Annotated in this window: 9 protein-coding genes; 3 read left to right on the top strand and 6 right to left on the bottom strand. The window is 62.7% G+C overall.

From position 1 onward, the window contains the following. Window positions 1-98: 98 nt before the first annotated feature. From ACZYOF_RS12805 to ACZYOF_RS12790, 4 genes are all read right to left on the bottom strand, one after another. A complete protein-coding gene (locus ACZYOF_RS12805) occupies window positions 99-656 on the bottom strand; it encodes a hypothetical protein (protein WP_463715961.1) in 558 nt (185 codons plus the stop codon). A 413-nt stretch (window positions 657-1,069) separates the two neighbouring features. Continuing rightward, window positions 1,070-3,028, bottom strand: a complete 1,959-nt coding sequence (locus ACZYOF_RS12800) for an ATP-binding protein (RefSeq protein ID WP_463715960.1) — start codon at window positions 3,026-3,028, stop codon at window positions 1,070-1,072. A 395-nt stretch (window positions 3,029-3,423) separates the two neighbouring features. Beyond that, window positions 3,424-5,022 carry an ABC transporter permease gene (locus tag ACZYOF_RS12795; protein ID WP_463715959.1) on the bottom strand — a complete coding sequence of 533 codons (1,599 nt, stop codon included), beginning with the start codon at window positions 5,020-5,022 and terminating at the stop codon, window positions 3,424-3,426. 145 nt (window positions 5,023-5,167) lie between these two features. After that, on the bottom strand, window positions 5,168-6,196 hold the full coding sequence (locus tag ACZYOF_RS12790; protein ID WP_463715958.1) for a Fe(3+) ABC transporter substrate-binding protein: 1,029 nt from the start codon (window positions 6,194-6,196) through the stop codon (window positions 5,168-5,170). A 260-nt stretch (window positions 6,197-6,456) separates the two neighbouring features. On the opposite strand from ACZYOF_RS12790, the gene ACZYOF_RS12785 reads away from it, so the two are divergent. The 3 genes from ACZYOF_RS12785 to ACZYOF_RS12775 all read left to right on the top strand — a co-directional run bounded on the left by ACZYOF_RS12785 (window position 6,457) and on the right by ACZYOF_RS12775 (window position 8,707). Then, window positions 6,457-7,476, top strand: a complete 1,020-nt coding sequence (locus tag ACZYOF_RS12785) for a GlxA family transcriptional regulator (RefSeq protein ID WP_282531974.1) — start codon at window positions 6,457-6,459, stop codon at window positions 7,474-7,476. A 102-nt stretch (window positions 7,477-7,578) separates the two neighbouring features. Then, window positions 7,579-8,106: a tautomerase family protein gene (locus tag ACZYOF_RS12780; protein ID WP_463715957.1), complete on the top strand. Its 528-nt coding sequence runs from the start codon at window positions 7,579-7,581 to the stop codon at window positions 8,104-8,106. A 115-nt stretch (window positions 8,107-8,221) separates the two neighbouring features. Beyond that, window positions 8,222-8,707 carry a cyclic nucleotide-binding domain-containing protein gene (locus tag ACZYOF_RS12775; RefSeq protein WP_282531972.1) on the top strand — a complete coding sequence of 162 codons (486 nt, stop codon included), beginning with the start codon at window positions 8,222-8,224 and terminating at the stop codon, window positions 8,705-8,707. On the opposite strand, the gene ACZYOF_RS12770 is transcribed toward ACZYOF_RS12775, so the two are convergent. Then, window positions 8,646-9,470 carry a metallophosphoesterase family protein gene (locus ACZYOF_RS12770; protein WP_130583092.1) on the bottom strand — a complete coding sequence of 275 codons (825 nt, stop codon included), beginning with the start codon at window positions 9,468-9,470 and terminating at the stop codon, window positions 8,646-8,648. The two genes, ACZYOF_RS12775 and ACZYOF_RS12770, sit on opposite strands and share 62 nt — an antisense overlap. Window positions 9,471-9,712: 242 nt before the next feature. Further along, a complete protein-coding gene (locus ACZYOF_RS12765) occupies window positions 9,713-13,087 on the bottom strand; it encodes a PAS domain-containing protein (protein ID WP_463715956.1) in 3,375 nt (1,124 codons plus the stop codon). Window positions 13,088-13,328: the final 241 nt, after the last annotated feature.

The raw sequence follows: 13,328 nt of genomic DNA, 5'->3' as shown, positions 1-13,328 counted from the left end.
TAAAGCCTTCGTGGTAACGCTTGTCATGGCGTGGTCTCCAGCCCGGCGCGTCAACGCCGGGTGATTCGAGGTTGATCACCCCGGAGACTACGCCACTTTCAATTCCAACCGCTTTTCGGACGGCACCCTAACAGTACCGGAGAGTTTCTGTCTACTTTCTGTTTCTGATCGAACCACACGCCGATTAGTGAGTAGTCAAAAGCAGTCCTCTCGGTGCGGTCATCGATCGATATGATTAGATCATTGAACTCCGCCGTCGTGTGATAGGTCCATTCTCCATCGGCCGAGAATTCGACTGAGGCGCCCTTTCCGAGCGAGCGCAACAAGGCCATTACTCTCCAATACTGGTATGCGAGGCCTTCCACTTGATAGACCGCGACAAAATCTTCTGGAGTAAATTGTTTGATGACCCACTGCGGCGCGGCCGCTAGGTGACGCTCCATGCCCCGTAAGGCGGCGAGGGGCTTTGGAACTGTCTCTTTGATGGCCGAGATCAGTACGCCACCCAAGATTTTCTTGATGTTAACGGCGCTCGATAAACAGAACTCTCGGGCGCAGTCAGCAATGCCATACTTGCAGATCGCGGCTTCCACGATTTTTCGAACCAAGGCAGCCGTTCGCGGATCGGTTTTATCCTCATGCTCGGGATGAAGCATGGGGCCAATGCGCCTATACAGATGCATCCAAAATGCGACCGAGTGATTTGCAATTAGCTCCGCTATCTGATGCTCGATGTCGTCGAGTGCTCTTCTAATTGTCGGCCATATACTAGGTCCATTTAGAACAGTGTGGGGCTGGACAAGCCGAAGGACGATTGCCGCCCTTTGTTGCCGAGGGGTTATCAGGAGAGCTTGTTCAAGTTCCTTGGAAAGAAGACTTTCGAGGTATTGAAAGGCTACGCTGTAGTACTCGGGTCCCGACGTTGCGGCGGGGATCGGCTGGCTTGACCACGTCTGCATTCTGCTCTTCAGCATCGCTCGAAGCTCGATTGAGCGACAGCGTTTGCGCTGTCTTCCAGATGTCTGCCCAAGAGCAAAAGGCGCTAGTGAACAGATGCGGCCTTGTCCGATTAAGCTCCGTATTTCACCTTTTGCTCTCCGGCCACCGCCACAGGATCCTGAACGAAGTTAATAAGGTCGTTCAAGCAGATTACCTCCAGAACCCTCTCCCGTTCACGATACAGCGCGTGAGTTGCCCCAAAGAATGCTCTCGCCGCGCCTTGTTCGCCCCAGAGGTAGGACGTCAGCGTAAAAGAATCCTTGTAGTCGTTCCCCATCGTCCAACAAACGAGGAGATCGACATCCTTCAAGAACTTCTTCTCATTCTCAAAGTCGGCAACTAACCCATCGAGGTCGACCTTGTATTCGAGGATTTTGGGCTCTCCCTCTCCGCCCTCTACCTCACGCTGGTCGATGCCAAGCTGATTGTTCTCGGCGTAGCGATCTTCTGTCTCGTACGCCGCGCGGACGATCGAATCGTACCGCTCATGCTCAGAGGTTGAATGCACTCGATAACCCCGAAGCAGCCCAACTCCCAACAATTCGTGGAACAGAGCTATAACATCCTGCTCCTTCTGCGGAGTTGAGACGATCGAGAGCTTCTGACCGTTGAAAATGAAATCCAACGGATTTTTCTCTCGATGGGCGATTTGAGCAGACTTGTAGTTCCAAAGCTCGGACCCTGCGCGAGCGCTCGGTGCACCAGTGTCTGGTCGCATCAAGGATAGGTAGCTCTTAAAGACGTCGACGACGCGGCGACTTAGTTCGTCCGCGACGGCCTTGATTTCGGGTTGGAAAACCTTCCTCCCCATGTCCGGGTTGCCGTCTATGAGGTGCAAAACGATGTGAGTGTTGTTTTGGTACCCGATGGAACTGGTGAGGGGGATGACGCTTGGATCCCCCTGGATCATAAAATCAGAGGCCATTTGAAGTCCGCCTGAAAGCAAGAGCGGCGATTTTCGGACCTTTAGATACTCTTGCTGAAAGGACGACCAAGTTTTCGCGGTGCTCACAAAGCAGCCGTAGATGTACATCCGGTGCCTGCCGACGAGCACCTTCTGCTCCTCGGTCAAATTTCGCGAAAGGACTGGGTGCTCTACAATCTGATCGTTTGTCCATAACTCCCAAACCGCGTCCAGACGCTTGAACTCTTCACCAAGGCGCTGCAGGCGCTGAGACGGATCTCCAGAAAGCGATGCTATTCGGCCCTCGATGTCGGACACGCTCTTGATCCGGTCGATGTTTGGGAGGTCGTGAGGATAATAGTAGTCCGGGCGATTGAAAGTGTGGCGCGTGGTCGTGCCAGCCACGTCCCGCACCTCAAGATCTCCATCGAGCTCGACAACTCGATCAGGGCTATGCAGATAGATGCCACCAAGAGGCGTCTTGAGCCTCAAGACGTCGTACCATTGCTGGGCGCTGGTTGCGCCAAGCCAAGGTAGGTTTGGCCGGTGCGGACCAAGTTGAATTTCAATACAGGTGCCGCTGCTTTCAGACGAGAGGGACGGGCAGTCGAATTCTGATTGTTTGAACGTCGGTCGGGGGACGCTACCAGTGACGTCCTCGGCCCAATGACGCCCCATGGACAGTGTGGCGGAAAATGCTTGTCCGTCGCGCTTTGATTGCAACCGGATGTGATCGTAGTTGTATGCCAGAAATGTCGCGCCAACTCCCTTGTGACCACGTCCTTGACGCCGATGCTTGAAACTGACGTTCGGGCGGAAGCAATACTTGAATTGCTCCAGGGTCATGCCGATGCCGTTGTCAATTACACGGATCGAACGATCAGCGATGTCGATAGAAATAGTGAGCCTGGGACGATAGTTCTGCTCCTTCGAGCGCTTTTCGTCGATGGCATCGAGACAGTTCTGAATGATTTCAGAGAACACGTCATAGTAGCCGGTATAGCTGCGAAGAATATTCAGTACGACCCGCTTTGTCGCATCCTCGAACAAGGTTCGCTCGATAGTCCCTGCTGATGCAGCTTCGCTAAGCGGATCAAATCCATCGAGCGGGAGGTGTTGGTGCATACGTTGGTCTCCTGGCCTTCGGCGGAACCGGTGCCCCGCGACTGATCCGTGCAGATTCGGGTCATCGGTTGTGTATTTAAATGGCTTCTACTTTTTTGAGAAGTGTCCGGACGCAGGATTGTGGGCACGCCCTTATGGACTGGTTCATTTCGAGATGAGCATTTCTCATAACGCGATGGCCACTTGCCGGGCGGTGTCGATCCCGGTCCCAGCCGAGGCTGCGTTTGCGCGAAATCGACTATGCACTCGGACATCGGCAGGATGAGCAACGAGCGGAAGATGTTAGAGATTTTTGGTCGGAGGAAGCTTGGCTCAGCGCCAGCACTACCATGATAGGGCGGTGGCCACAGGCTCGATCTCTGTCGCGCCCTCACGCTGCCCGGATCGTCCTGCGCCTACGCCGGCCCGTTCGGTACGTCGGAGAAGCGCGTCAGCCACGCCACCGGGCCGATGCTGGCGGCGATGATGAGCAGGGCTGCGAGTGCGCCTTCCTCGAAACTGCCGCGGCTGGCGAATTGGTAGATCGAGGTCGAGAGCGTTTCGACATTCAGCGGCCGCAGCAGAAGCGTTGCGGGAAGCTCCTTCAGGCAATCGACGAGGACGATGATGGCGGCGCCGAACAGTGCGGGCTTCAAGAGCGGCAGGTGGATCCAGTGCAGAATCGTTGCCTGGCCGGCGCCGACGGCACGCGCGCTCTCGTCGTAGTCGCGTGGGATCTGCTCGAAGCCGGCCTTGAGCAAGCCGGTCGGCACCGCCAGGAAGCGGATCGCGTAGGCCATCACCACGGCTGAGCCCGAGCCCATCAGGATCAATCCCGGCAGCGATTGCCCAGTCCACGCGGCGAGCGCGTTCAGCCCATTGTCGACAGCAAGCACCGGCGCGAGCAGGCCAAGCGCGATCACGAGGCCGGGCAGCGCGTAGCCGGCCTGCGAGATGTTCATCGCGACATGCTGCAACGGACTTGGCCGCCAGCGATGGGCGATGATGGTGGAGAACCCGAGCAGCAGCGCCAGCAGCGTGGCCAGGCTGGCAAACGCGACCGAGTGGAACGCGTGGCGCCAGAGCGACGCGTCGAAATTGGCGAGCAGCCCGCGCTTGATGCTTTGATGCATAAGATAGAGTAGCGGCACGACAAAGCCGATCAGCACCGGCAGCAGGCATGCTGCGAATACCGACCAGGCTTTGGCGCCCACCAGTGGTGTTCGCGGCATCAGCCGTGGGCTTTCGGCGGCGAGCTCGGCATTGGTGTTGCGGCGGCCGTAGCGTTCCATGATGACCAGGCCGGCGACAATGGCGAGCATCAGGCAGGCGAGCTGCGAAGCGCCGGCGAGGCTGCCGCGGTTGAGCCAGGTCGTGAAGATCGAGACCGTCAGCGTGCGGATGCCGAGATATTCGCTGGCACCGATATCGTTCAATGTCTCCAGCGATACCAGCGCTACGCCGACCGCAAGTGCCGGCCGCGCCATCGGCAGCGACACGCGCCAGAACACGGTCCATTTGCCGGCGCCGAGCGTCTTCGCGGCCTCGGCGAATTCGGCGGTTTGAAACTGGAACATCGCCCGCGCCGACAGATAGACGTAGGGGTAGAGCACCAGCCCGATCACGACAATCGCGCCGGGCAGGGAGCGGAGATTAGGCAGCCAGCCGACAGCGTCACGCAGCGGCAGCCAGATCGCGAGCGTGCGATGGACGAGGCCGAGCGGCTCGAACAAATCGGCGTAGACGTAAGCGGCGAGATAGGTCGGGACCGCCAGCGGCAGCGGCATCAGCCACAGCAGCGTGCGGCGGCCGCGGAAATCATAGCGCGAGATCAGCCACGCGGTGCCGGCACCGAGCAGAAGCGTCAGCGCACCGACACCGGCGAGCAGGAGCGCGGTGTCGAGTAGCGCCGCCGGCAGCACATAGTTGATCAGGTCGTGCCACACTTCCGGCGCCGGCTGCATGGCAAGCGACACGATCGAGATGACGGGAGCCGCGACCAGGACCGCCGTCATCACAGCGATTGCCGCGGCGATCCGGCCGGCGTAGACGCGTCGCGTCCCGCGAGTGGGCGCTCTCTTTTTTCGGGCGGCGTGAATCGCAGCAGCACCCTCGCCCCGGCCCTCTCCAGCGGGCAGGAGAGGGGGCGAAGCGGAGAGGTCAGTTGTCAAAGCCGACCTTGTCCACCAGCGTTGCCGCCGCCTTGCGGCTTGCGGCGATCTTCGAGATCGGCAGGCTGTCGGCATTCAGTGTGCCGTAGCCCGCAATGGTGGGATTGACGGCGACGCCGGCACGAACCGGGTATTCGTAGTTCTGGTCGGCATACATTTGCTGCGCCTGCTCGCCGGCGAGCCATTCGATCAGCTTCACGGCGTTGGCCTTGTTGGGCGCATGCTTGGCGAGTAGCACGCCGGAAAGATTGACGTGGGTGCCGCCGCCCTCGAAGGTCGGCAGCACGACGCGGGTCGCCTCCGCCCACGGCTTCTTGTCGGGATCGTTGTTCATCATCAGCGCCCAGTAATAGGTATTGCCGATGCCGATGTCGCATTTGCCCGCGGCGACGTCGCGCGCGGCTTCGCGATCGCCGCCGGACGGCTTCTGCGCGAGATTGGCCTTGACGCCACGCAGCCATTCCTCGGCCTTGGCCTCGCCGTGCTTAGCGACATAGGCCGCGAACAGCGCGTTGTTGTAGATGTGCTGGCCGGAGCGGATGCAGATCTTGCCTTTCCACTTGGGGTCGGCGAGCTCTTCGTAAGTGATCTTGTCCTGCTTGACGCGGTCCTTGGAGGCATAGATCACGCGTGCGCGCATGGAGATGCCGGCCCAATGCCCGTCCGGATCGCGATATTGTGCCGGGACGGTCTTCTCGATCACTTCCGACTTGATCGGCTGGGTCACGCCGGTCTGGACGGCTTCGTCGATGCGGCCGATATCAACCGTCAAGAGCACATCGGCCGGGCTGTTGGCGCCCTCCGCCTTGATGCGCTGCTCCAGCCCAGAACTCGCCGAGACGACATTGACCTTGATGCCGGTGTCCTTGGTGAAGGCATCGAACAGTGGCTGGATCAGCTTGGTCTCGCGATAGGTGTAAACGTTGACTTCGCCATTGTCGGCCGATGCGGTCGAGACGGCGGGCAAGGTCAGGCACAGCACCGCCGCTGACGCGGCGAGGACGCGAAAGTTGATCATGAGGCTGCTCCGGCAGGATGTCACGCGGTACCGGAGTGCCTAGCGCAGGCGACGCCAAGATGTCCGCGACCCGATGTCGCGAACGGCCTGATTTAGAGTGATTCCAGCGTAACGACTTAGAGCGATTCCAAATTTGGATTCCACGACTCTGCGGAGTGTCGTCGGGGCCGGGCATTTTCCTCCAGGCCTTGTTGTTCGGCTTGTTCGTCAGAACGCGGGATGGCAGTATCGCCCCCTCATGAGCAAAATCGGACAGGACCATGCCGCTCGTCCGGATCTGGGTCTATGACGGCATCCTGGCCTCCGGCGTGGCGGGGGCGATCGACGTCTTCACCGCGGCCAATGCGGTATGGGCAGAACGGCCTCACCATCGCGGGGCAAGAGCGCCGCTGCTGCAATGGCGGGTCGAGTCGCTGGACGGCAAGCCGGTCGAGACCGCTTCGGGCCAGGTCATCGACGTCGACGGGCCGATCAGCGCACGTGCCGCCGCGGATGCGGTGGTCGTGCCGGGACCCTTCGTTGTCAACATTGAGCGCTTCTTCGAAAGAATCGACATTGTCGAACCGCTGCTTGCTGCGCTGCGCCGCCAGCACGCGCGCGGGGCGCTGCTCGCCTCCTACTGTACCGGCAGTTTCATTCTCGCCGAGGCCGGCCTGCTCGACGGTGGCGTTGCCACGACGCATTGGGCGAAGGCGAAGGCATTCGCCAAACGTTACCCCGAAGTGGACCTCCGGGTCTCGGAAATCCTGACCGAGCAGAACCGCATCGTCTGTTCCGCCGCGGTGACGACGTCGCTCAATCTGGCGCTTCGCCTGGTTGAGAAATTTGCTGGCCTCGAAGTGGCGGCCGAAACCGGCAAGTTGATGCTGATCGAGTCAAACCGCGTCTCGCAGACCTCCTACGCCAGCATGCCGAGCGCGCCGCAGCATTCGGACGCGCTGGTGGCACGGGCGCAACGCTGGATGGAAAAGTCACTACAACATGGGTTCAGCCTCGCCGAACTCGCGCAGCATCTTGCGGTCAGCGAGCGCACGCTCAATCGCCGCTTCAAGCTCGCGACCGGCGAGGCGCCGCTCCAGTACCTGCAAGCGCTGCGCGTCGATGTGGCAAAGCGGCTGCTCGAAACCAAAGGCTTGAGCGTCGATGCGGTCAGCGCCCGTGTCGGCTACAACGATCTCTCCACCTTCCGCCGCCTATTCAGACGCGAAACCGGGCTTTCACCTCGCGAATATCAACGCCGTTTCGCGCGCCGCAACGCCCGCGCTGTGCCGGCTGCATAGCCGCGCCTGTCCGAATTTCCTCGAAAGATGGCGATACTGCCACTGTCGGCAGAACCGCTCAGCACCTAGACCTCGGCTTGCGAACGAGCACAGGAGGTCTTTATGCCGATGATCGACGTGACCATTCCCGAAGGGGCATTGAACAGCGAAGCCGAAGCGCGGCTGATCAAGGAACTGGGCGATATCCTGATCGGACACGAAGGATTCGATCCTGCCAATGAGGTCGCCCAAAGCGTGACGGTCGTGTTTCTGCATCGGCCGGCCGCCGTCTACGTCGCGGGCCAACGCTCGGCGTTGCCGCGTTACCGCATCGTCCCGACGGTGCCGGAAGGGCAGTACACCGAAGCTTCGCGCAAGGCCTTGGTGAAAGACATCACCGACGCTATCGTGCGCGCGGACGGCGGTACGTTCGAAGACGTCGCGCCGCGCGTCTGGGTATTTCCGACCGAGGTGCCGGACGGCCAATGGGGCAGCCGCGGCGCGATCCGTCCGTTGCCGGACATCCAGGCCTTCATCGCCGGCGAGCATGAGCGAAAGGTCGGCGAGGAGCGATTGGCACGACGGCGCCGCGTGAAGGCGCTCGAACTCTTGGCCGGCGCGCTCGATGCCGCGCGCAAGGGGATCGATTGATGCGTCGTCCTGCGGCGTCCCCCGAAGTGCCGACAATTTGGGCAGTGCGCCCAGCTAATGCGTTTCCCCTCGGGGAAGTCTGCGCCTAGTCTTCCTTCCGGGAGGTGGGGTTCGGATGCGGGCGATCCTGGATTATTGCGGCGCGGCAGTTCGGCGGCAGGTGCCGTCCGGCGCGCTCATCATCCATGAGGGCGGCAAGACCGGGCATCTGTTCGTGCTGATCGAAGGGCGGCTGGAAGTGATCAAGGGCGATGCCGTGGTCGCGGTGCTCGCTGAGCCCGGCGCCGTGCTCGGTGAGATGAGTGTGCTGCTCGATCAGCCGCACACCGCAACGGTGCGCGCTGCATCCGACTCGCTGGTCTATGAATTCGATGATGCGGCGGCCTTCCTGCGCGAGCAGCCGGAAGTGGCGCTGCTGCTGGCCCGGCTGCTCGCACAACGACTCAACGTCGCCACCACCTATCTCGCCGATCTCATGCACCAATATGCCGACCATGGCACGCATCTGGCGATGGTCGGCGAGATCCTGCAGAGCATGATCAACCTGCCGCCGATGCAGGTCGCGCCAGGATCGGATCGGCAATCAGACCCAAGGATGTGAGCCAGGGCGGCGGGTTCTCGATCCGCGCGGCCGGCTGCAGCGATGCGTTGAGATCGATGGTCTGCTCCTCGCCCGGCGCCAGCCAGAACGCGCTGCCTTGGTCGATATCAAGTACGATATAGGTCGGCGGACGACCGGGGAGGCGGCCGGTGTTGAACACCCAGGTCGCGCCTAATCGGTCGAACCACGAGCCATCAGGAATGAACGGCGACTGGTGCACATGGCCTGATATCACCATCGACGGCTGATGGCGCTCGATCCATTGCACCAGCTCGACATCGCCGAAGAAGCGCTTGCCGCCCCAGCTCGTCGGCGAGTTTGCGGGCGGCGCGTGATGCACCCAGATCCAATTCGCGGGCCGGTTGACGGCGGCGTTACGAAGTTGCGCGTCGAGCCGCTCCTTCACCTTTGGGCCGTCCCACCACGGGCACACCGTGAACAGCGTATCGCCGATGGTCAGATTGTCGCCGTCGCCGGCGATCCCGAGTTCCCTGGCGTCAGAGACCCAGCGCGCGATCTTCTCGCCGTCCGGATTGCGTTCGTCGAGATCGTGATTGCCGGAGCAGAGGATGACGCGGGTGCGCGCTGCGAGCAGTGAAAGATATTTCTTCACCACGACGATCTGGGCGCGGAAATCGACGATCGATGAGATGTCGAGCGCATCGCCGGCAAAGACCACCAGATCGAATTGCGGCGCGGCCGCGAGCAGCCAGTCGAACTGCGGCAATGAATAATGCAGATCGGCAACGACCAGGCAGCGCATGGGACCTCGATCAGGATCGATGAGGTGAAATCAAATTGCTCAGGAATTGGGCGCGTCAGGCGCCGATGCATTCACGTCGGGAAAATCGAGCAATAATTGTGCCGTGTCGCATCCCGCGAACGCGACACATCCCCGCAGCGCCGTGGCCCGGGTGGAGCGCAGCGTAACCCAGGGCCGCCTCGCGAACGCGGATGCACCTGTCCCGGGTTGCGCTGGGCTTCACCCGGGCTACGGGATCGTGCTCACGCCCGCGCGGTGGCGTGGGGGAACGCCACTTCGATCAGGGTGCCGGAGCGGCCCCCGGTCTTGATGTGGAATCTGGCGCGGTTGGCTTCGACCAATGCCTTCGTCAGCGACAGGCTGACGGCGGAGCCTTCGGTGGTCTGGTCCGACGGCGCCGGCGTGCGGAACGGCTCGAGGGCTGCGGCGACCTCGTTGTCGTTGAGGCTCTGTCCGGTGTCGCGGACACGCAGCATCACCTCGCCGAAATCGGACAACGCGGTCGAGACGATGACCTGGCCGCCGGCATTGGCGAGGTGGATCGAATTGCCGATCAAATTGAGCGTGATCTGGCGCAGCGCGCGCGCATCTGCCAGCACCGGCGGCAGCATATGCGCAAGCGAGGTGCGAATGATGATGCGTTCGCGGTTGGCCTGCGGCTGCATCACCGCGACGCAGCTTTCGACCATTTCATTCAGATTCTGGTCGGTGAGGGCGAGATCGAGCTTGCCGGTCTCGATCCGCGACAGGTCGAGCAGATCGTTGATGATCGCCAGCACGTGCTCGCCGGAGGCGCTGATATCCTTCATGTATTCGAGATAGCGCTCGTTGCCGAGCGTGCCGAATCGCTCGCCGATCATCACTTCGGCAAAGCCGATGATGGCATTCAGCGGTGTGCGCACTTCGTGGCTGATCCGCGCCAGCATGTCGGCCTTCGCGATCGCCGCGCGCTCGGCGAGGCGCCTGGCCTCGCGCAACTCGCTCTCGCTCTTCTTGGCCTGCGACAGATCGCGGAACACCGCAAAGAAGTTCGGCCCGTCGGCGCGGGTGCGGCCCATGGTGATCGACAGCGGCACGAGGCCGCCCTGGCGCACGCGCCCGAGCCCCTCGCGGCCGTGGTCGAGCAGGCTTGCGACGCCTTCGCCCTTGATGCTCTCGAGATAGTCGAGCATGACGCGCTGGCTTTCGGGCGCAAAGAGATCGGCGAGGTTGCGCTGCACGAGCTCGTCGCCGTCATAGCCGAACAGCGCCTCGGCGCTGCGGTTGCAGGAATTGATGTTGCCCTCGGCATCGAACATCACGACGCCCTCGGCCGCGGTGTCGAGGATGGCGCCGAGCTCCTCGGCATCGGCCAGTCCTGTCCCCGGAGCTACGTCAGGCGGAAGCCGCTCCGCCGCCATCGCCGCTGCGATGGCCGCGCCCTCGTCGTGCCGCTCGGCGAAGATCAAGGCGAGCGCGGAATCGCCGTCCCAGGAGATCGTGTGAAGGTGCGCCTCTGCGCTTCCATGGCCGGCATCGCCATGCGGCGGGGCTGCTGCGATCCGCACCGGCGTGCCGCTGTCGGAGGTGCTGCTCGCGGCCGAAACGCCGGGCTCGACATACAGCGCATCCAGTCCGCCGGCATCCTCCAGCGCGCGCACGCTCTCATATCCCATCCGCTTAAGGAAAGCGGGGTTGGCATAGAGCAACCGGTCGAGCCGATAGATCAAGACACCGGTCGGCATGAGGTCGAGCAGCGCGCGGTCGCGCCTGGCTTCGCCGCGCGGCGCCGGCTCGGGCTCGCTCAGCCATTCCGGCGCAGCAGTCGCCGGCGCGGCAGTCGGGGGCTGCTCCGCGATTGGCGCTTCGAAGGCTGGTTCGTGCGCTTCCACAGGCGGTGGCGGTGCCTCGGCGACCAGCTCTTCGGTCGCCGATGGCGCCGACGCTTCGGCGATCTGGCTTTCGAGCCGCGCCGATAATTGCCGCGCCAGTTCGTTGAAGGCGTTGTTCTCGACCGGCGTCAGCGACGGCGGCTTCGGTTCGCCGGGCGGACGGAATGGCAGCACGTTGCCGGGCGCCTCGACCGGCGTTTCCGTTGAGATGTCCTTGGGCGTATCCAAAATCGTTTCCAAATCGCTCTGTTGTGAAATCTCGGACGCTTTCGGCTCGGGCACTTCCGCACTGGTTGCAGATGCCGCAGTGGGCTCCGTCGGCGGCGCCGCGCCGGATGAGACCTCGGGCCGCGGCGCTTCTCGCACTTCCAATGGCTCAGGCTCGGCCGGAATTGTGTCGGCGGACAGTGGCTGGGCCGGCGGTCCACTGAAAAATTCGTAGCGGCGCAGCGCCTCCAGCCGCGCCAGACCGTCGAAATCGCGGCAGACGCCAAAGCCGCGATAGCCGGCGAAATTGCGCGCGCTGTCGAAGATGGCCAGGCCCGACAATTCGATCCTTAGCCGGCCGCCGCCATCGACCGGCCAGTTCAGCGTGATGCCGCTCCAGGTATCCTCAGTGGCAAAGGCCTTCATCACCCGGCCTTCGGGATCGAGGCCGAACCTGTCGGCGATGTCGCTCCACAGCCGGCCGAAGCCGGCCGCCGCCTGCACGCCGATCAGCCGGGTGAACTCGTCCGAGCCGAGCGAGAAGCGGCCTTCGCGGTCCATCTGCCACATGAAGCGCAGCGGGTAGCGGCGCGTATTTGGCAGCGGCTCGTCATGCCATGACGGCGTCTTTTCGGACGCGCCGGCCGGCGTGCGTCCATCCGGCGTCGTGTAGGACAAGGGCGTTGCGACCGGCACCGACGGCTCGTCGGCGACCGGCTCGATAAAGGGCGAGGGCTCGGCTTCCTCGGGTTCCATATCCAGCGCGTCGAACAGCGCGAATTCGGCGGGCGCTTCCCCTGACAGCGCGGGCTGCTCGTAAAATGGTTGCCTGGCCGCCGGGCCGGTCGCGGTTTCCGCCGGAGAGGGCGCGGCCTCGGTCTCTGCGACCGCGGGCATCATCAGCGCGATGAGGCCGACATCCGCGCCGCTGCCGACGCGCTGCAGCACCATGTGGCCGATGCGGAAGGAGGTTTCGACCCGGCCCTGCCGGAGCGCGTCTTCGCGCGCGGCATCTAGGCCGGCCTCGGTGAGATTGCGGAAGCCGAGCAGGGCCCGGGCGGCGTCGCTGGCGCCGATGAACATGCCGTCGCGCGCGAACGCGGCCATCGGCACATCGACACCCCGGACCAGGCGTGCGAGCCTTTCGAGCAGCGGCATCGTGCGATTGATCGCGCCGCTGGCGGCGGCGATCAGGACGGCATGCCGGCCGTCGGCGAATTCGAGCCGCGAGCAGGCGTAGGTGGCGAGCATGCCGGGCTGTGCGCCGAAGCCGCGCAGCCGCTCGAGCCGCACGGCGCCGTTTTGCGGCAGGCGGCCGGCGAGCTGCGCGATCTGCCGCCGATGCTGGTCGGCCGGCCCAAATACCTTCCCCAAAAGTGCCGCGCCATTCCCGGCGCCGAACGATTGCGCGCCGACCGGATTAGCCCACAACACCCGCTTGCCGTCGATCGACCACAGCCATGTGGGCAGGGGGCTCGTTGCATGCACAGCCAGCCTGGGATCGCCGAGGCCCTGCAACTGGAATTCCGCACTATTCATCGCGACAACTTGACCGCACGGTTTCGCTTCTCGCTCGCCGATGGCTGAAAGAAATCGGCGGCCAAACGATGACAGCCTTAACAGACCGTTAGTATCGCAAGTGCGACGCGGCAGGTCCACGGCCTCGCCAAACTACCCACGATCCAAAGCCGCGATAACGTTAACTCGCCCGAACGATCAAGCCCGGTTTGGCGTTGTACCTTGCAAACCTGCGTCAAAAGTTCACGATCGCAAAAAAAGC

It is taken from the genome of Bradyrhizobium sp. LeoA1Lang (assembly GCF_055413685.1).
The sequence above is the reverse complement of the archived record's forward strand: the minus strand, read 5'-3'. Positions and strand labels throughout refer to the sequence as shown.

What these genes read in the sequence shown, in the direction of transcription:
- ACZYOF_RS12805 (WP_463715961.1), bottom strand. Translation starts at nt 656, where the DNA reads ATGCTTCATCCCGAGCATGAGGATAAAACCGATCCGCGAACGGCTGCC.
- ACZYOF_RS12800 (WP_463715960.1), bottom strand. Translation starts at nt 3,028, where the DNA reads ATGCACCAACACCTCCCGCTCGATGGATTTGATCCGCTTAGCGAAGCT.
- ACZYOF_RS12795 (WP_463715959.1), bottom strand. Translation starts at nt 5,022, where the DNA reads ATGACGGCGGTCCTGGTCGCGGCTCCCGTCATCTCGATCGTGTCGCTT.
- ACZYOF_RS12790 (WP_463715958.1), bottom strand. Translation starts at nt 6,196, where the DNA reads ATGATCAACTTTCGCGTCCTCGCCGCGTCAGCGGCGGTGCTGTGCCTG.
- ACZYOF_RS12785 (WP_282531974.1), top strand. Translation starts at nt 6,457, where the DNA reads ATGCCGCTCGTCCGGATCTGGGTCTATGACGGCATCCTGGCCTCCGGC.
- ACZYOF_RS12780 (WP_463715957.1), top strand. Translation starts at nt 7,579, where the DNA reads ATGCCGATGATCGACGTGACCATTCCCGAAGGGGCATTGAACAGCGAA.
- ACZYOF_RS12775 (WP_282531972.1), top strand. Translation starts at nt 8,222, where the DNA reads ATGCGGGCGATCCTGGATTATTGCGGCGCGGCAGTTCGGCGGCAGGTG.
- ACZYOF_RS12770 (WP_130583092.1), bottom strand. Translation starts at nt 9,470, where the DNA reads ATGCGCTGCCTGGTCGTTGCCGATCTGCATTATTCATTGCCGCAGTTC.
- ACZYOF_RS12765 (WP_463715956.1), bottom strand. Translation starts at nt 13,087, where the DNA reads ATGAATAGTGCGGAATTCCAGTTGCAGGGCCTCGGCGATCCCAGGCTG.